Origin of the sequence: Duganella sp. BJB476 (genome assembly GCF_003416895.1) — a bacterium.
Classification (GTDB): domain Bacteria; phylum Pseudomonadota; class Gammaproteobacteria; order Burkholderiales; family Burkholderiaceae_D; genus Rugamonas.
In genome coordinates this window covers 48,652-68,205 of sequence record NZ_QVIO01000010.1, presented here as the reverse complement: position 1 = coordinate 68,205, position 19,554 = coordinate 48,652, and the positions used below count along the sequence as shown (strand labels likewise).

The following is a 19,554-nucleotide window of genomic DNA, read 5'->3' as shown; positions in this document are numbered from 1 at the left end:
AGAAAAGAGGACTGAATGGCGAGTAACAACGTAGCCCAATTTGCCACCGAACTGAAGATGCCTGCAGATTTGCTGCTGACGCAGCTGCGTTCTGCCGGCGTCGAAAAAAGTTCGACGTCAGATCCATTGTCGAAAGATGATAAGGATAAGCTGCTTGATCACTTGCGCCGTACCCACGGTGCATCGGCTGATACCGAAAAGAAGAAGATCACGCTGACGCGCAAAGAAACCACTGAAATCAAGCAGGCCGACGCCAATGGCAAGGCCCGCACGATTCAGGTCGCTGTGAAGAAGGTGCGTACCTTCGTCCAGCGCGACGAGCCGGTTGCCGCCGCGCCGGTGGCGCCTGCCGCCCCGGTGGTGGACGAGGCCGAAGTCGCTCGCCGTGAAGAAGAAGCACGTAAGCAAGCAGAACTGATCGCACGTCAGGAAGCGGAACTGCGCGAGAAGCAGGAGCGCCTGGCCAAGCTGGAATCGGAGAAGGAAGCGCAAGCGAAAGCCACCGCCGCCGCCGAAGCCGAAGCCAAGAAGGAAGCCGACTCCGAAGCGAAGAAAGCCGCCGCCAAGGCTGCTGCCGCCGCGACCGCCACCGCTGCCGGCGCTGCGCCGGTTGTGGCCGACGCCGCCGCCGAAGAGAAGAAGAAAGCCGCTGCCGACGAAGCCAAGAAGAAGGCTGCCGCCGCCGCCAAGGAAGCCGCCGACAAAGCGGCCGCCACCGAGCTGGCACGCAAAGCCGTGGCTGACGAAGTCGCCCAAATCAAGGCCATGATGAACGCGCCGCGTCGCGCCATCAAAGCCCCTGAACCAGCGCCTGCGCCGGTCAAGGCCAAGGTTGCCGAAGGCACGCTGCACAAGCCAGCCACCGGCGCCGTCGCCAAACCGGGCGACAAGCCTGGCGACAAGAAGCCTGTCACCGCGGACAAGAAGTCGATCAAGTCGGCCAATGTCTCGTCGACCTGGCAGGACGACGCCAAGAAACGCGGCGCACCTGGCAGCACCGCCAACAAGGGCCGTGGCAACACCGGTTCCGGTGGCCGTGACGGCTGGCGCAGTGGTGGCAAGGGTGGCGGCCGTCGTGGCTCGCACTCCGATGACCGCGAAACCAATTTCCAGGCGCCGACCGAAGCCGTCATCAAAGACGTCTACGTGCCGGAAACCATCACCGTGGCCGAACTGGCGCACAAGATGTCCGTCAAGGCTTCCGAAGTCATCAAGCAACTGATGAAGCTGGGCCAGATGTGCACCATCAACCAGGTGCTGGACCAGGAAACCGCGATGATTCTGGTCGAGGAAATGGGGCACAAGGCGTTCGCCGCCGAGATGGACGATCCGGAAGCACTGCTGGCCGACCAGGGTGAGCACGCTCACTTCGAATCGCTGCCGCGCGCTCCTGTGGTCACCGTCATGGGTCACGTCGACCACGGCAAGACCTCGCTGCTGGATTACATCCGCCGCGCCAAAGTGGCGTCGGGCGAAGCCGGCGGCATTACCCAGCACATCGGCGCTTACCACGTCGATACGCCGGGCGGCATGATCACCTTCCTCGATACGCCAGGTCACGAAGCCTTTACGGCCATGCGTGCCCGCGGTGCGAAAGCAACCGACATCGTCATCCTGGTGGTGGCGGCCGACGACGGCGTGATGCCGCAAACGAAGGAAGCAATCGCCCACGCGAAAGCGGCCGGCGTGCCTCTGGTTGTCGCGATCAACAAGATCGACAAACCGGGCGGCAACGTTGACCGTGTAACGCAGGAACTGGTTGCCGAACAAGTGGTGCCGGAAGAATACGGTGGCGAATCGCCATTCGTGCCGGTGTCGGCCAAGACCGGCCAGGGCATCGACGCCCTGCTGGAACAGGTGCTGCTGCAAGCCGAAGTGCTGGAGCTGAAAGCCCCGATCGACGCGCCTGCGCGCGGTCTGGTGGTCGAGGGACGTCTGGACAAGGGCAAGGGCCCGGTCGCGACCATCCTGGTGCAATCCGGTACGCTGAAGCGCGGCGACGTGATCCTGGCGGGTTCCTCCTTCGGTCGCGTTCGCGCCATGCTGGACGAGAACGGCAAGGCGATCAACGAAGCCGGTCCTTCGATCCCGGTCGAAATCCAGGGCCTGACCGAAGTGCCGCAAGCCGGTGAAGAAGTCATGGTCATGGCTGACGAGCGTAAAGCCCGTGAGATCGGCCTGTTCCGTCAAGGTAAGTTCCGCGACGTGAAACTGGCCAAGCAGCAAGCCGCGAAGCTGGAAAACATGTTCGACCAGATGGCCGAAGGCGAAGTGAAGAACCTGCCGCTGATCATCAAGACCGACGTGCAGGGTTCGCAGGAAGCGCTGGTCAGCTCGCTGCAGAAACTGTCGACTTCCGAAGTGCGCGTACAGGTTGTGCACGCAGCGGTCGGCGGCATCACCGAATCGGACGTCAACCTGGCGGTCGCCTCGAAAGCGGTCATCATTGGCTTCAACGCCCGTGCCGATGCACAGGCGCGCAAGCTGGCCGAGTCGAACGGCGTGGACATTCGCTACTACAACATCATTTACGATGCGATCGACGAGATCAAATCGGCGTTGTCGGGCATGTTGGCACCGGAGAAGCGCGAAACCGTTATCGGTCAGGTCGAGATTCGCCAGGTCATCCTGGTCTCGAAAGTCGGCGCGATTGCCGGTTGCCTGGTCACCGATGGCGTGGTCAAGCGTTCGTCCTCGGTACGCCTGCTGCGCAACAACATCGTGGTGTGGACCGGCGAGATCGACTCGCTCAAACGCTTCAAGGACGATGCGAAAGAAGTACGCGCCGGCCTGGAGTGCGGTCTGTCGCTGAAGAACTACAACGACATCCAGGTGGGCGACTCCCTGGAAGTGTTCGAAGTTCAGGAAATCGCTCGTACGCTGTAATCAGTTGCGATTAGAGTAGTTTTAACCGGGTGGACGGGAGCATACTTGCTACCGTCCACTTGGCGTTTATGGAAAGCAGTACCGTATATCATGGCTAAACATAGTAAAAACATACCCCAGCGCGGTCAGCGCGTGGCCGACCAGATCCAGCGCGACCTGTCCGAAATCATCGCTTACGAGCTGAAGGACCCGCGCGTCGGCATGATCACCATCACCGAAGTGCAGGTGACCCCGGATTACGCGCACGCCAAGATCTTCTTCACCATGCTGAAAGACAGCAAGGAGCAGGTCAAGAACACCGTCGACGGCCTGTCCGCCGCGGCCGGCTACATGCGTGGCCAGCTGGGCAAGCGCCTGCACATCCACACGCTGCCGATGCTGCACTTCGTGCACGACACCTCGACCGCGCGCGGCATGGAACTGTCCTTGCTGATCGACCAGGCCAACAGCACCCGCTCGCTGGACGACGACCAGGCACCAGCCGAAGAGAACAAGGACGGCGAGTAAGCACGCTGCACCGATGAAGCAAAACCATACTAAAAAAGTCCGCGACCTGGTCGACGGCGTGCTGCTGCTCGACAAGCCGGTCGGCTTCTCCAGCAACGATGCACTGATCAAGGCCAAGCGCGTGCTGAACGCCAAGAAGGCCGGCCACACCGGCACCCTCGACCCGTTCGCCACCGGCCTGCTGCCGCTGTGCTTTGGCGAGGCCACCAAGTTCTCGCAGGACTTGCTGGAAGCCGACAAGACCTACGAAACCACGGTGCACCTGGGCCAGACCACCGACACCGGCGACACCGAGGGCGAAGTCATCGCCAGCCACGACGTCAACGTCACGCTGGAGCAGATCCACGCCGTGCTGGAAAAATTCCGCGGCCCGATCGCGCAAGTGCCGCCGATGTATTCGGCCCTGAAGCGCGACGGCAAGCCGCTGTACGAGTACGCCCGCGCCGGCATCACGCTCGAGCGCGAAGCGCGCAACGTCATCATCCACAAGCTGGAGCTGGTGTCCTACGAGGCGCCGTTCCTGAAGCTGGTGGTCACCTGCAGCAAGGGTACCTACATCCGCGTGCTGGGCCAGGACATCGGCGAAGCACTCGGCTGCGGCGCCCACCTGAACGCGCTGCGCCGCACCCAGGTCGGCGCGCTGACCATGGACGGCATGCTGACCTTGGAGCAGTTGATCGCCCACGAAGCGCCGCTCAGTCTGCTGGCGCCGGTCGATGCCTTGCTGTCCAGTTTCCCGGCGGTGCAGCTGAACGCCGAGCTGGCCAAGCGCTTCCTCAACGGCCAGCGCCTGGCGCTGGGCAAGGAGCCGGTGACAGTGCCGGCGGAAGAAGGCAGGGTCCGCGTCTACCTCGACGACAAGCTGCTCGGCACCGCCATGCTGGGTGAGTACAGCATCCTGGCGCCGGAACGTTTGATCGCCTTTGCCCAACCCTAAGCCCCAATAAAGCAACTCTTTGAAAATAGTCAGGATTTCAGAGGGAGTTGCACCGCAACATGCTATACTACGCGGTTCCAGAAATTGGCCACTCCCGTACGTCATGTACGCACCCGCAGTTTTTCAGCAAATATAACGACCATGTCTACTACAAAACGCGCAATTCGTAATATCGCCATCATCGCCCACGTTGACCACGGTAAAACTACCCTGGTGGATCAACTGCTGCGTCAGTCCGGCACCTTCCGTGAAAACCAAGCGGTCGACACCCGTGTCATGGACTCGAACGACCTCGAAAAGGAGCGCGGCATTACGATTCTGTCGAAGAACTGCGCTGTTGAGTACGAAGGCACCCACATCAACATCGTCGACACCCCAGGCCACGCCGACTTCGGCGGCGAAGTGGAGCGCGTGCTGTCGATGGTGGACTCGGTTCTGCTGCTGATCGATGCGCAGGAAGGCCCGATGCCACAGACCCGCTTCGTGACCCGCAAGGCACTGGCGCTGGGCCTGAAGCCTATCGTCGTCGTCAACAAGGTCGACCGTCCAGGCGCACGTCCTGAGTGGGCGATCAACCAGACTTTCGAACTGTTCGACAAGCTGGGCGCAACCGATGAACAGCTGGACTTCCCGGTCGTCTACGCTTCGGGCCTGAACGGCTACGCCGGCCTGACCGAAGAAGTGCGCGATGGCGACATGAAGCCGCTGTTCGACGCCATCCTGGAACACGTGCCTGTCCGCGACGACAATCCGGAAGGCCCGCTGCAGATGCAAATCACGTCGCTGGACTACTCGTCCTACGTCGGCAAGATCGGCATTGGCCGCGTCAACCGTGGCACCGTCAAGGTCGGCCAGGACGTTCTGGTCATCAATGGCCCAGGCGCTACCCCGATCAAAGGCCGCATCAACCAGGTGTTGAACTTCAAGGGCCTGGAGCGCGTGCTGGTGAACGAAGCTGTCGCCGGCGACATCTGCCTGATCAACGGTATCGACGAAATCGGCATCGGTTCGACGCTGTGCGCGCTGGACACCCCGGATCCGCTGCCGATGCTGACCGTCGACGAGCCTACCCTGACCATGAACTTCATGGTCAACAACTCGCCGCTGGCCGGCCGCGAAGGCAAGTTCGTGACCTCGCGTCAACTGCGCGACCGTCTGGACAAAGAACTGAAAGCCAACGTCGCTCTGCGCGTTGCCGCAACCGACGACGACACCACGTTCGAAGTATCGGGTCGCGGCGAGCTGCACCTGACCATCCTGATCGAAAACATGCGTCGCGAAGGTTTCGAGATGGCCGTATCGCGTCCACGCGTGGTGTTCAAGATGGTTGATGGCGTGCGCCACGAGCCGTTCGAACAACTGAGCGTTGACGTTGAAGAAGCCAACCAGGGCGGCGTGATGGAAGAACTGGGCCGTCGTCGTGGCGACCTGCAGAACATGGAATCCGACGGCAAAGGCCGTGTGCGTCTGGAATACAAGATCCCGGCGCGTGGCCTGATCGGCTTCCAGGGCGAATTCATGACCCTGACCCGCGGTACCGGCCTGATGTCGCACGTGTTCGACGAATACGCGCCAGTGGATAATACCAAGGGCGAACTGGGCGGCCGTCGCAACGGCGTGCTGATCTCGCAGGACGACGGCGCCGCCGTGGCCTACGCGATCTGGAAACTGCAGGATCGCGGCCGTATGTTCGTGGTCCACAACGACCCGGTGTACGAAGGCATGATCATCGGTATCCACTCGCGCGACAACGATCTGGTCGTCAACCCGATCAAGGGCAAGCAGCTGACCAACGTGCGTTCGTCGGGTACCGACGAGGCAGTGCGCCTGGTGCCGCCTATCCAGATGTCGCTGGAATACGCCGTTGAATTCATCGACGACGACGAACTGGTGGAAATCACCCCGAAATCGATCCGTCTGCGCAAGCGCTTCCTGAAAGAGCACGAGCGTAAGAAGGCATCGCGCGAAGCGTAATCCGCTTCCGAGCAATTCAAACCGCCGTTCAGGCGTGAAAGCCGCCCAGTGCAAACTGGGCGGCTTTTTGTCATTTTGGCCCTATGAAAGCGTCGATTTTCGGGAGCGGGTCATCAGAATAAAATTCAGAGGTATAAAAAATTAACATATTTTAACTCGGCAAAAAAACAAATTTAGTTAATATAGTTTCGTAAAATTCGAAATTTCCCTGCCCCGTCATAGGGAGTATTGCACCAAAATGGTGCGTTACATTGTGACATAAAAATAAACGTTGTTTTGTCGTTGAAATTCTGTATGCGCAATTGACACTATTTTGGAGCGCGTGGTTTTATCGATGCTTGAGCTTGCCTTGCCAATCGCAAGCAAGCTTCAACGGGAGCGTCAAACAGGCGTTTCCGTGACTGGAAAAAAGTTGGGGCAAATATAAAACATAGCTGGTGACGGTCGGACGTGCTTACCCACGTACCGGCCGTCAACCAAGCTTTTTTTCAAATCGGAAAATCGGGAAATCACATGTTAAGAAAAACAGTCATCGCTCACGCGTTAACTATCGCCTTTGGCACGGCGGTGGTCATGACCGGCGTGGTCCAGCCGGCCAGGGCGCAGTCGAATGCCACCGGCACCATTTACGGCGTGGTCGACACGCCGGCCGGCGCCACGGTCACGCTGACCAATGTCGATACCGGACTCAAGCGCAGCGTCGGCACCGAGGCGGGCGGCCGCTACCAGGTGACCGCGCTGCCGACCGGCCACTACCGCGTGGAACTGAGCCGCGACGGCAAGGTCGCGCAGAAGGTGGAGGTCGACGTGGTCGCAGGGCAGGGCGCGAATGCCTCGTTCACCGGTTCCCTGCAAACGGTGCAGGTGACCGGCCGCCGCGCCACCATCGACGTCTCCAACACCAACAACGGCGCCATCTTCACGTCCAAGGAGCTGTCCAAGCTGCCGGTGGCGCAGTCGCTGACCGCCATCGCGCTGCTGGCGCCCAACACCACCAAGGGTGATTCGGCCTACGGCAATACCGCCTCCTTCGGCGGCTCGGGCGTGTCGGAAAACGCCTTCTACCTGAACGGCTTCCCGATCACCAATCCGCTGAGCCAGCTGGGCTCGATGGAACTGCCGTTCGGCGCCATCCAGCAAGCGTCGGTGCTGACCGGCGGCTTCGGCGCCGAGTATGGCCGTTCGATCGGCGGCGTGCTGAGCGTCACCACCAAGAGCGGTACCAACACTTGGGAGGGGGGAGCGACCTACAGTCTTGAGCCGGCCAGCACCCGCGCCGCCCGCAAGAACATCAACTACGCCGTAACCGGTGACCCGAACAACGCGGCAACCGATGGCAAGATAGACCTGCGCCGCGACAACCGCAGCATCTCCAACACCCAGTACGGCGCCTATTTGGGCGGCCCGATCATCAAGGACAAGCTGTTCATATTCGTAGCCGGCGACCAGACCATCGGCAAGGATTCCTACGTGGGCTCGAGTTCGGTCACCAACGTGGCGACCATCGAGCAAAGCGGTTGGAACCACAACCGCTCGCAGGAAAACCGCTGGTTGGGCAAGCTGGACTGGAACATCACCGATGACCACCGCCTGGAATTCACCACCGCCGGCGACAGCTACCAGACCCGTTACCAGAAATACGGCTATACGCTGAATCCGAACAATCCTAAAGCTGCCGAACAACTGGACGGCGTGCCGAACAACCAGCTGTACTCGTCGGCCGTGGGCAAGAACCTGGGGCCTACCGATCCGGAGTTCCCGGGCACGCCGGGTTCGACGGTCAACATGCTGAAGTACACCGGCAACATTAGCGATGACCTGGTCATCACTGGCCTGTATGGTGTGTTGAAGAGTCAGCACGGCGTCAGCTACGAGGCGCTGGGCGCGAACACCGGTACCGGCGGCGTGCCGCCAACCGTGTTGTACGGCTCGACCGCCAAGTGGCCTGCGCTCAGTTCCTCGCTCTACCGCAATTACAACGTCTTCCCTGGCTACATCAGCAGCCCCGGCGAAGATGAGGTGAAATCGGGCCGCTTCGACCTTGAGTACAAGCTGAACAACCACACGCTGCGCGCCGGTATCGACGCCAGCAACATCACCTCATCGGCAGCCGGCCAGATCCGTAGCGGCGGCTCGTCGTGGTCGTACAAATACGTGGGCGACAAAAACGTCGGTCAGTCCATCAACCTGTCGGGCGGCCGTCCCGGCAACGTCGCCGACTTTGGCGGCTCGGGCACCGCTGGCTACTATGTGTCGCAATCGATCTTCAACTCGCTGACCTCGGCCTCGTCCAAGCAATCGGCGCAGTACCTGGAAGACCGCTGGCAAGTGCGCAAGGACTTGCTGCTCACGCTGGGCATCCGCAACGACGCCTACAGCAACTCGACCGGCGACGGCGTCAAGTTCCTCGACATGAAGAGCGAAGTGGCGCCGCGCGCCTCGGCTGCCTGGGACGTCTACGGCGACTCCTCGTTCAAGGTCTTCGGCAGCGCCGGCCGCTACTACCTGCAACTGCCGACTCAGGTGGCCGCCCGCGCCGCCAGCCGTTCGACCTACACCACCCAGGAATTCACCTACACCGGCATCGATCCGGCCACCGGCGTGCCGTTGGGCCTGAAAGCGGTCAACATCCCGGTCTCGTCGGATGGCGAATACGGCCAGGCCAAGAACCCGCAGTCGGTGGTGGCTGCCGACCTCAAGCCGAACTACCAGGACGAGCTGACGCTGGGCTTCGAAAAAGCCTACAGTCCTAGCCTGAACTTCGGCGGCAAGGTTACCTACCGTAAGCTGGGCGCCGGTATCGACGACAGCTGCGACACCCGTCCGCTGCTGAAGTTCGCAGCCGACCATGGCATCGACATCCAGAACCAGGGCGCGGTGAACTGCTTCATCTACAACCCTGGCCGCGACGTCACGGTCTGGATCGATGGCAACGATGCGGCCGGCAATCCTGTGGTCACCGGCAAAGGCCAGCTGGCGCACTTCACCGCCGCCGAAATCGGCGAGCCGAAGGCCGAGCGCACCTACGCCGCGCTGGACGTATTCCTGGAGCACCCGGCGCGCAATGGCTGGTATGGCCGCGTGAACTACACGCTGTCGCGCAGCAAAGGCAATATGGAAGGCCAGACCCGTTCCGATACCGGCCAGTCCGACGTCGGCACCTCGGCCGCCTGGGACTTCCCGGAATTCGCGCCGGGCAGCAACGGCCTGCTGCCGAACGACCGCAAGCACCAGCTGAAGATGTATGGCTACTACGAGCTGACGCCTGAGTGGACCGTCGGCGCTTTCGCGCTGATCCAGTCCGGCCGTCCGGTGCTGTGCCTGGGCACCAACGACGCGGCCGACAACGGTTCCGATCCAGCCTATCCGCAGGGCCAGGAGTACTTCGGCCCAGGCTACGGCGCGGAATACTACAACTGCGGCGGCAAGTCCACGCCACGCGGCAGCCTCGGCCGCATGCCGTGGGAAAAGCGCCTGGACCTGAACCTGGCCTACACGCCGCAGTTCATCAAGGGACTGTCGCTGAAGCTGGACGTGTTCAACGTGTTCAACAAGCAAGCGCCGATCACGACCAACGCCACCTATGACGATGGCGACAGCAGCGTGATTTCGTCGACCTACCGCGAAGTGCAGAACTACCAGACGCCGCGTTATGCCAAGTTCACGGTGGAGTACAACCACAAGTTCTAAGCCTGGCATCGTAGTCCGACCCGAAACCGCAGCTCCGGCTGCGGTTTTTTTATGCGTGGGTTTCGTTTGCGTTTTCGTTGTCGCTAGGGTACTTTGACGCATGGCAGCATAAACCGCATGGAGGAAGTGCCGTGAGCGACGACAAGACCAACCCGTGGCCGCAATGGCCCGGCAATCCCTTTGCGCTGGCCCAGCAGGCGACCGATTACTGGGTCGACGCCTGCCAGCGCAGCGTGCTGTTCATGGACGTGCTGCGCCAGCGCGGCGACGAGCGCAACCACCGTCACGAACAGACCGCACCCCATGTGCTGAGTTTTGAATTCACCACCATCGTCGACGGCCGCCACCTGGCGCGCCCGGTCAATTACGGCCTGCTGTACATCACGCCGCCGGACGGCGTGGCTCCCGATCCGCACAAGCGGCCCTTCATCGTGTTCGATCCGCGCGCCGGCCACGGCCCCGGCATCGGCGGCATGAAGCAGGACAGCGAGATCGGCGTGGTGCTCAAGGCCGGCCATCCGTGCTACTTCGTCGGCTTCCTGCCGCAGCCGGTGCCGGGCCAGACCATCGAGGACGTGTGCCGCGCCGAGGCGCAGTTCATCGCCAAGGTGGCCGAGCTGCATCCGCTGGCCGACGGCAAGCCTGCGCTGATCGGCAACTGCCAGGCCGGCTGGCAGATCATGATGACCAGCGCCCTCAATCCCGACCTGGTCGGCCCGCTGGTGCTGGCCGGCGCGCCGCTGTCGTACTGGGCCGGCGTGCGCGGCAAGAACCCCTTGCGCTACCTGGGCGGCGTGCTCGGCGGCACCTGGATGACGGCGCTGGCGGGCGACCTCGGCAACGGTATTTTCGACGGCGCGCAACTGGTCGCCAACTTCGAGAAAATGAATCCATCGAACACCTTGTGGAGCAAGAACTACAACGTCTATTCGAAGATCGACACCGAGGCCGAGCGCTTCCTGGAATTTGAAAAGTGGTGGGGCAATCCGGTGCTGCTGAACGCCGGCGAAATGCAGTACATCGCCGACTCGCTGTTCGTCGGCAACCGCCTGAGCGACGCCGCGCTAATGGACAGCAACGGCCACCGCATCGACCTGCGCAATATTAAATCGCCGATCGTGGTGTTCTGCTCGTGGGGCGACGACATCACGCCCCCGCAGCAGGCGCTGGGCTGGGTGCTGGACCTGTACGAGGACGACGCCGCGCTGGTGGCCGGCGGCCAGACCATCATCTACTCGATGCACCAGAGCATAGGCCACCTCGGCATCTTCGTCTCGGCCTCGGTGGCCAACAAGGAGCACGAGGAATTCACGGCGGCGATGGACATGATCGACATCATGCCGCCCGGCCTGTACGAAGCGGTGTTCCTCGACAAGGACGAGGAAATGCTGCAGGCGGAAATCGCCTCCGGCGACATGGGGGCGGGCGACTACGTGATGCGCTTCGAGCGGCGTGGCCTGGATGTGCTGCGCGCGCTGGGCGGCAACGATATCGAAGACGAACGCCGCTTCGCCACCGTGGCCCGCCTGTCGGAAATCAACACCGGCCTGTACCGTACTTTCGCCAGTCCGCTGGTCAAGTCCATGGTCACCGAATCGAGCGCCGAACAGCAGCGCGAGACGCATCCGCTGCGCCTGCGCTACCGCATGTTCTCCAGCAAGAATCCTTTGCTCGACGGCATCCCGGAGATGGCCGCCAAAGTGCGCGCCGAACGCCGTCCGGTGGCGGCGGACAACGTCTTCATGCAGATGCAGGAAGCGATGTCGCAGCAGATCGTCGATGCGCTGGACCGTTACCGCGACCTGCGCGACCAGGCCACCGAAAAAATCTTCCTCGACATGTATGGTTCGCCCTTGCTGCAGGCGCTGGTGGGCTTGCGCACCGACGGCGGCCGTCCGCGCCGCATCGGCCGCGACATCGCGCGCGAGGCCATGCTGAACGCGCACCGCGCGGCGGCGGCGCTGAAGACAGCCGAAGGCGGCGTCACCGAAGCCATCATCCGCGGCCTGCTGTATATCTACCGCAGCCCGGAAATGAGCGCCGCCGACGAGCGCGCCTTCGCCACCATCCGCCAGCTGCGCCTGCGCACCTCGGACGACAAGGAGCTCAGCGTCACGCACTTCAAATCCATCTTGCGCGAGCAGTACCTGATGTTGCAAGTGAACGAGGAAGCGGCGGTGCGCGACCTGCCGCTGCTGCTGCCGGACGATCCTGAAGCGCGCGCGACGGCGCTGGCCATCGTGCGCCAGGTGGCCGGCGCCACCGGCACCTTGACCGGCGACGGCGCGGTGCGGCTGAAGCGGATCGCGGCGATGTTCGAGGCGCGCCCGCCGAAGCTGGCGGTGGTGGGCAAGAAGAGCAAGGCGTGATCAGCGGTCGAGCGGCTTGCGCATGAAGACGCTCAGCGGATCGTCCGGATAATCGCCGTAAGGGCCGCAGCGCTGGAAGCCGTGGCGCTCGTACAGACCCAGCGCTTCCGGCTGGGACGGGCCGGATTCCAGCACCAGCTGCGGACAACCCTGGTCCCGCGCCGCCTGTTCCAGCAGGGCCAGCACGCCGCGCGCCAGTCCTTGCCCGCGCGCGGCGGGCTGCACATACATGCGCTTGATCTCGCCATATTCCGGCGTCAGCACGACGGCGCCGCAACCGACGATGGCGCCCGCGGCATCGCGCGCCACCGCAAATTTGACATGCGGCTGCATCAGCGACGGCAAATCCAGCGCGTACACGCTTTCCGGTGGATAAAGGCTCAGCTGATAGGCGTCGAGGTCGGTAATCAGGGCGATGACTCCGGGCTGGTCGGGGGATTCAAAGGCGATCTGCATAGTGGCGTCGGGCATTTTAATGGATATGGAAATCCAGTATAATGGATTTCATGGATATCAACAAACTCATTGCCAGCCGCCTGCTGGCCTTGCGCGACAGTCGCGGGCTGTCGCTGACGGCATTGGCCGAGCGCAGCGGCGTGAGCCGCTCCAATATTTCACTGATCGAGCGCGGCGAAAGCAGCGCCACCGCCACCGTGCTGGACAAGCTGGCCGGCGCGCTCGGCGTCACGCTGGCGGCCTTGTTCGAGGCGGGGGAGGGCGAGCCGGCCGCGCCGTCGCCGCTGCAACGGGCCGCCGACCAGCCGGTGTGGACCGACCCGGCCTCCGGCTATGTGCGGCGGCAACTGTCGCCGGCCGCGCGCTCGCCGCTGCAGCTGGTGGAGGTGGTGTTCCCGCCGGGCCAGCGCGTGACCTACGAGCAGGTGGTGCGTGATGCCGACGTCCACCAGCAAGTCTGGCTGCTCGACGGCGTGATGGACATCAGCGCCGGCGACCAGCAATGGCGGCTGGAAGCGGGCGACTGCCTGGCCATCCGCGAAGACCAGCACATCAGCTACGCCAATCCCGGCAAGCGGCCGGCGCGCTACCTGGTCGGCCTGGTGACGCTGCCGTTTGCGATATAATGTCGACCCCCAAGCGATTCCCATAGTTGCCGCCATGACCATCATCACCCTGCCGACCACCGACACCGCGCCCGTCAAAGCGAGCCGCCGCCTGTCCGTCGCGCCGATGATGGACTGGACTGACCGCCATTGCCGCGTGTTCCACCGTCATATCAGCCAGCACACCTGGCTGTACACCGAGATGGTCACCACCGGCGCGCTGGTCTATGGCGACGTCGAACGCCACCTGCGCTTCAACGATGAAGAGCATCCGGTGGCGCTGCAGCTGGGCGGCAGCGATCCGGCCGACCTCGCCACCAGCGCCAAGCTGGGCGAGAAGTGGGGCTACGACGAAATCAACCTCAACTGCGGTTGCCCGTCCGAGCGCGTGCAGAAGGGCGCTTTCGGCGCCTGCCTGATGGCCGAGCCGCAACTGGTGGCCGACTGCGTCAAAGCCATGCGCGACGCCGTCAGCATCGACGTCACCGTCAAGCACCGCGTCGGCATCGACCAGACCGAAAGCTACGACTTCGTGCGCGACTTCGTCGGCACCGTGGCCGAGGCCGGCTGCAAGACCTTCATCGTGCATGCGCGCAACGCCATTCTGAAGGGCCTGTCGCCCAAAGAGAACCGCGAAGTACCGCCGCTGAAGTATGAATTCGCCTACCAGCTCAAGCGCGATTTCCCTGACTTCGAAATCATTATCAACGGCGGCGTCAAGACCGAAGCCGAGATCGACGAGCATCTGCAGCACCTGGATGGCGTCATGCTGGGCCGCGAGGCCTATCACAACCCCTTCGTGATGGCCGGTTTCGACCAGCGCTACTACGGCGACGCGCGCGCCCCCAAGAGCCGCGAAGAAGTGCTCGAAGCGATGATCCCCTATATTCAAGCCCAACTGGCCCAGCACGGCGCCCGCGGCTTGAAGCTCAACACCATCACCCGCCACATGCTGGGCCTGATGACCGGCCTGCCCGGCGCCCGTGCATTCCGTCAGGTTCTGTCCGACTCCAAAAAACTCGCCCTCGGCGACGCCGATTTGCTGCGCGAAGCCGCTGCCCGCCTACGTATTGCTGCGTAGTTCACAGCATAAACTGGCGTTTCTAGCAAACAATATATTGGACTGTTGGTATTTCCACGCAGAAAGTTCGTTTGCGTATTTTTTAGGCGGGTTTTGCTTGCTTTGAGGCAAAATTTGCATCTATAATTCATGAATATACACACATATCCACCTTTATTTCACGTTTGTATAGTGCGGTAAAACTACATGCATGCTGCTGGTGGAGCCGCAAGTTTTTGCATTCGCAGTCATTGTTTGCTACTGTCATAGATATTACCTAGCAGCAAGGGCCGGGTGGATGGTGTCGTGCACGAGACGAGACTTTCCAGGGCACTCTTATCAACTGTGTCATTTACGAAGAAGACGAAATGAATTTAGCAAAAATGAAAGTCGGAACGCGCCTGGGTCTTGGATTCGCGCTGGTTCTGTTATTCCTGGTGGCTGTGACCACCGTGGGTATCTTCCGCATGGCACAGATTCAGGATCGCCTGGATCACGTGATCACCGTGAACAACGTGGTGTCCCGTCTGGTGGTCGACATGCGTTCGAACGTGGGCGACCGCGTGACCTCGCTGCGCATCCTGACCCTGATGACCGATGCCGGCGACATGGAACCGGAAATGAACCGCATCAAGGAACTGGCTGGTAAGTACGCCGATGCACAGAATAAACTGAGCTCGCAGTTCGCCACCGAAGCCAGCGCTGAAGAAAAAGCGCTGCTGGCAACGGTCAAGGAGCAGGAAGCGATCGCCATGCCGGCCATCGCCAAGGCGTCCGAACTGTGGCTGGCCAACAAGGCCGAAGAAGCAACCAAGGTCCTGATCAAGGAAATTCGTCCGGCCCAGAAAAAATGGATGGCCGCACTGGATCAACTGGGCGCGCTGGAAGACAAGCTGAACGCGCAAGTGCAGACCGACGCCGCCGCCGGCTTCTCGGCTGCCCGCAGCTTCATGATCATCCTGGGCGTGCTGGCCGTGGCGATTTCGGTCGCCGCCGCTTACATCATCACCCGCGGCCTGCTGAAACAGCTGGGCGGCGAGCCTGACTACACCGCCTCGATCGCCGGCAGCATCGCCAACGGCGACCTGTCGATCGCCATCGACACCAACGGCAACGACAAGGACAGCCTGCTGTCCGAGATGAAGGAAATGCGCAACAGCCTGGTCGACATCGTGGGCCAGGTCCGCTCCGGCACCGAAACCATCGGCACCGCTTCGCGTGAAATCGCCGCCGGCAATATCGACCTGTCGTCGCGTACCGAAATGCAGGCCAGCTCGCTGGAAAAAACCGCCTCGGCGATGGAAGAACTGACCTCGACCGTGAAACAGAATGCGGACAATGCCCGCGAAGCCAATCAACTGGCTTCGGCGGCGTCGGACGTGGCGATCAAGGGCGGCAAAGTGGTGTCGGAAGTGGTCAACACCATGAGCTCGATCGACGCTTCGGCCAAGAAGATTGTGGACATCATCGGCGTGATCGACGGCATCGCCTTCCAGACCAACATCCTGGCGCTGAACGCGGCAGTGGAAGCGGCCCGTGCCGGCGAACAAGGCCGCGGCTTCGCGGTGGTGGCGTCGGAAGTGCGCAACCTGGCCCAGCGTTCCGCTGGCGCCGCCAAGGAAATCAAGATGCTGATCGACGACTCGGTGGAAAAAGTCGGCGCCGGCACCAAGCTGGTCGGCCAGGCCGGCGTGACGATGGACGAAGTGGTGGCCTCGGTGCGCCGCGTGACCGACATCATGAGCGAGATCGCCAACGCCAGCCAGGAACAGAGCGCCGGCATCGAGCAGGTCAACCACTCCATCATCGAGATGGACAGCATGACCCAACAAAATGCCGCGCTGGTGGAAGAAGCCGCCGCCGCAGCACAAAGCTTGCAAGACCAGGCCGCCGAACTGTCGCGCGTGGTCAGCATCTTCAAACTGGTGGAAGGCGAGGAGCGCGTGTCGGCTCCGGTGTATCAGCCTGCCGCCGCCAAGGCGGTGATCAAGCCGATCGTTGCCCGTGCTCCTGTCAAGAAACTGGCCTCCGCGCCGGCGCCTGCCGCAGCAGCCAAACCGAAGAAAGTCGCCTCGGCAGCTAGCGCAGCCGGCAGCGATGAGTGGGAAGAGTTTTAAAACTTTGCCGCAGTCTGCCGTCGCGCTTTTGCGCGGCATGTAGGTCCGCTGTGGGATTCGATAAACCAGTCTTTAATAATAATTTAGTTGGGAAATTGTAAAATGAATAAGTTTTCGACCAGTGTATTCGCCGCCGTCATCCTGTCCGCCGCTTCGACCGCCTTCGCCGGTGAAGTGCCAGCATCGCTGGATGCCAAGAGCTGCAAGGCTGAATACCCTAAAGCATCGCTGCTGAACGAAGAGCAGGGCGATGTCACCATGTCCTTCCTGGTGGCTGCCGACGGCAACGTCGTCGAGTCCAAAGTTGAGAAGTCGAGCGGATACAAGAACCTGGACAAGGCCACGGTCAAAGCCCTGAGCGCTTGCAAGTTCAAGCCGGGCACCAAGGATGGCGCAGTGGCCCAGACCTGGACCAAAGTCGACTATAGCTGGAAGCTGTAATCAGTGTCAACCGGGCTGCGCGGCTTCGCGCGGCCTGAGTGCCGGATATCTACACTTGGGGAAATCATGTCTACAAATAAGCGTTGGTTGAGTGTGATCGCAGCAGTGCTCGTTTCGAGCGCACCGGTAGCGTTCGCTGCCGAAGTCCCGGCCAGTTTTGATGCCAAAACCTGCAAGGCCGAATACCCGAAAGCGTCGTTGATGAACGAAGAGCAGGGCACGGTGTCGATGTCTTTCCTGATCAAGGCCGACGGTAGCGTGGCCGATTCCAAGATCGACAAGAGCAGCGGTTTCAAGAACCTGGACAAGGCGGCGATCAAGTCCCTGAGCGCTTGCAAGTTCAAGCCGGGCACCAAGGACGGCGCCCCCGCCGAAACCTGGACCAAGGTCGACTATGCCTGGAAGCTGGATTAATTCCCCCGGAGTATCAAAAAAAGGAAGCGCATGCGCTTCCTTTTTTTTCGCCTGTCACAACCGTTGTAACAAGCTGTAATCGGGCTCCGGCGGCGGCGAACTTCCTTATATAGTAAACTCTGAAACTAGGAGGAGTGCCATGAAAACCATCATCGCCGTTGCCGCCGCAGTGGCGGCCTTGTCAGGCTGCGCCGTCCAGCAGCCCGGCTATTACGCCACCACCACCCGGGTCCAGGATCCGTACCAGTGGCACACCGTGGCGGTCGCGCCGTCGGACCGCGCTTATGCCAGCGGTTCGTCGACCACCTACTACGAGGATGCTCCAGCGCCGAGCTCGCGCGTGGTCTACGCCGAGCCGGTCTACACCACCACCTACATCCAGCCGGCGCCGGTGTACTACGCGCCTGCGCCTGCCTACTATTACCCGCCGGTCAGCATCGGCCTGGATTTCTCGTTCGGCCACTGGTGCTGCGGCGGCCGCTGGGGCGGACGCGGCTACCACCGCCGCTGATCGATCGCCGGTTCTCAGCCCACGTACTTGTGGGTTGCGACCCGGGCGTGGGCCGGCGCCATGCCGGCTTTTTTCTTGAGGTATAGGGTCAGGCCTTCCTTCAGCTTGTCCATGCCGCTTTTCTCCACAAACATCCCCTTGTTCTGCCGCACCGGATCGAGCACGTAGCGCGATTCGGAAATGAAGCGCGCGCACTCCGTCAGCAGCGGATCCAGATGCTGGCGCTTGTTCTGCTCCCATTGCGCCATCCAGCCATCCTCGATGATGTTGTTGCACAGGATGTTGAGCACGCTGCTGGTGCTGTTGTTGGCCAGGTAGTAGCAGCCCAGCAGCGGCGACACCAGGAAGATGTTCGAGCTCAGCGCGTCCATCGCCGAGTTGCTCAGGATCAGGTTGACCTTCTTCATCTCCTTGTAGCGCGCCCCCATGATCATGATCTTCTGGCAGGTGGTGGCGATCGCGCTGGCGGCCGCCACGGCCGGGCCGGTCACGCCGCCCAGGTCGGCGAACAGGCCGGCGGTGGACACCGCCAGCTGCGTGGTCTGGATCGCCGCCAGCGCCGCGTGCTCGTTGCGGCTGGTGCGCAGCAGGTCGGCCACCGCGTCGCAGGCGTCGCGGGCGTCGCCCGGCAGCAGGAAGCCGCGCTGCACCGTGGTCTTGCGCGCCTTGTGCCAGTCCATCGCCGCCGTGCCCCAGTTGCCGGCCGCCTTGGCGCCGGCCTTGACCTGCTGCACCAGCGGCAGGGCGGAGCTGATGAAGTCGGCCATGAACTCCACGCCCAGCTCGGCCAGGATGACGTTGATGTCCAGCGAATCGAACAGCTCGAACAGCAGCCGCAGCACCTTGTCGAAGCCCGGCACCTTGAGCATGGTCGGGAAGTCGAAGCCGGGGATGTGGATCTTGCTGAAATCGATCTCGCCCAGGTTGATGTTCGGCAGGTCCAGCGTGGGCAGGTTGACGTTGGGCAGGCTGATGTCCGGGATGGCCAGGTGCGGCAAGCTGACGTTCAGGTCGATGTTGAAGAAATCCGGGAACAGGTCGCGGATGCGCGGGAAGGCCACGTCGAAATCGATGTTCAGTATTTTGCTCAGGTCGAACAGCAGCGAGGGCATGTTCAGCTCGGGGAACGTCAGCCCGATCTTGAACACCAGCGCGCGCAGGGAGATATCCGGCAGCAGGTCCTTGAACTTGATCAGGCCCTTCAGGTTCAGCCGCACCGTCGGCAAATTAAAGCCGGGAATGGCGCCCAAGCGGATGTTGGGAATCAGGTTGATATCGAAGTTCGGCAGGCCGATGGCGGGTATCCTGAAATCGACCAGCCCGCGCAGGTCCAGTCCCTTGAACAGGTCGATGTTCAGCTGCGGCACGCTGAAGTGCGGCACCGCCACGCCGGGTATCGCCCCCAGTTTCTTCTTGCAATCCTTGGCATCCTTGGCCAGCGTCTTGGCGTCTTCCACCCGGCTCTTGGCGCGCAGTTGGGTGCCGTTGAACATGGCCCTCAGCGATTCCTTGCGCTCACGCTTGATGTGCATGAAGGCTGCTTGCAGTGCTATCTCTTCGTTGAAAGTGAGTGGCATGACGGAACGC

Annotated in this window: 14 protein-coding genes; 12 read left to right on the top strand and 2 right to left on the bottom strand. The window is 61.9% G+C overall.

All coding sequences use genetic code 11. The features are described from left to right. The first annotated feature begins 15 nt into the window (after positions 1-15). The 6 genes from infB (at position 16) to D0T21_RS28720 (ending at position 12,363) form a co-directional block, all read left to right on the top strand. On the top strand, positions 16-2,886 hold the full coding sequence (gene infB, locus D0T21_RS28745; protein WP_116993390.1) for a translation initiation factor IF-2: 2,871 nt from the start codon (positions 16-18) through the stop codon (positions 2,884-2,886). 90 nt (positions 2,887-2,976) lie between these two features. Beyond that, positions 2,977-3,393, top strand: coding sequence for a 30S ribosome-binding factor RbfA (rbfA, locus tag D0T21_RS28740; protein ID WP_116993391.1), 417 nt, complete (start codon positions 2,977-2,979; stop codon positions 3,391-3,393). Positions 3,394-3,406: 13 nt separating this feature from the next. Then, positions 3,407-4,330 (top strand): tRNA pseudouridine(55) synthase TruB, encoded by a 924-nt coding sequence (gene truB, locus D0T21_RS28735; RefSeq protein ID WP_116993392.1) that lies wholly within the window; start codon positions 3,407-3,409, stop codon positions 4,328-4,330. A gap of 141 nt (positions 4,331-4,471) precedes the next feature. After that, positions 4,472-6,304: a translational GTPase TypA gene (gene typA, locus D0T21_RS28730; protein ID WP_116993393.1), complete on the top strand. Its 1,833-nt coding sequence runs from the start codon at positions 4,472-4,474 to the stop codon at positions 6,302-6,304. Between the two features lie 513 nt (positions 6,305-6,817). After that, entirely contained in the window at positions 6,818-9,994 is a 3,177-nt protein-coding gene (locus D0T21_RS28725) for a TonB-dependent receptor (protein WP_116993394.1), read from the top strand. A 131-nt stretch (positions 9,995-10,125) separates the two neighbouring features. Beyond that, positions 10,126-12,363, top strand: coding sequence for a DUF3141 domain-containing protein (locus D0T21_RS28720; protein WP_116993395.1), 2,238 nt, complete (start codon positions 10,126-10,128; stop codon positions 12,361-12,363). On the opposite strand, the gene D0T21_RS28715 is transcribed toward D0T21_RS28720, so the two are convergent. Further along, the gene (locus tag D0T21_RS28715; protein WP_229211676.1) at positions 12,364-12,834 is read right to left on the bottom strand and encodes a GNAT family N-acetyltransferase; all 471 of its coding nucleotides are present in this window, start codon (positions 12,832-12,834) and stop codon (positions 12,364-12,366) included. 35 nt (positions 12,835-12,869) lie between these two features. On the opposite strand from D0T21_RS28715, the gene D0T21_RS28710 reads away from it, so the two are divergent. From D0T21_RS28710 to D0T21_RS28685, 6 genes are all read left to right on the top strand, one after another. Continuing rightward, the gene (locus D0T21_RS28710) at positions 12,870-13,445 is read left to right on the top strand and encodes a helix-turn-helix domain-containing protein (RefSeq protein ID WP_116993445.1); all 576 of its coding nucleotides are present in this window, start codon (positions 12,870-12,872) and stop codon (positions 13,443-13,445) included. A 34-nt stretch (positions 13,446-13,479) separates the two neighbouring features. After that, complete coding sequence (dusA, locus tag D0T21_RS28705; RefSeq protein WP_116993396.1) at positions 13,480-14,505, top strand: tRNA dihydrouridine(20/20a) synthase DusA; 1,026 nt, start codon at positions 13,480-13,482, stop codon at positions 14,503-14,505. A gap of 347 nt (positions 14,506-14,852) precedes the next feature. Continuing rightward, positions 14,853-16,601 carry a methyl-accepting chemotaxis protein gene (locus D0T21_RS28700; RefSeq protein WP_199538609.1) on the top strand — a complete coding sequence of 583 codons (1,749 nt, stop codon included), beginning with the start codon at positions 14,853-14,855 and terminating at the stop codon, positions 16,599-16,601. A 102-nt stretch (positions 16,602-16,703) separates the two neighbouring features. After that, the gene (locus D0T21_RS28695) at positions 16,704-17,042 is read left to right on the top strand and encodes an energy transducer TonB (RefSeq protein WP_116993398.1); all 339 of its coding nucleotides are present in this window, start codon (positions 16,704-16,706) and stop codon (positions 17,040-17,042) included. Positions 17,043-17,108: 66 nt separating this feature from the next. After that, complete coding sequence (locus tag D0T21_RS28690; RefSeq protein WP_116993399.1) at positions 17,109-17,456, top strand: energy transducer TonB; 348 nt, start codon at positions 17,109-17,111, stop codon at positions 17,454-17,456. 139 nt (positions 17,457-17,595) lie between these two features. After that, positions 17,596-17,967: a hypothetical protein gene (locus D0T21_RS28685; protein WP_116993400.1), complete on the top strand. Its 372-nt coding sequence runs from the start codon at positions 17,596-17,598 to the stop codon at positions 17,965-17,967. Positions 17,968-17,981: 14 nt separating this feature from the next. On the opposite strand, the gene D0T21_RS28680 is transcribed toward D0T21_RS28685, so the two are convergent. Next, positions 17,982-19,544 (bottom strand): hypothetical protein, encoded by a 1,563-nt coding sequence (locus tag D0T21_RS28680; RefSeq protein ID WP_116993401.1) that lies wholly within the window; start codon positions 19,542-19,544, stop codon positions 17,982-17,984. Between the last annotated feature and the right edge of the window lie 10 nt (positions 19,545-19,554).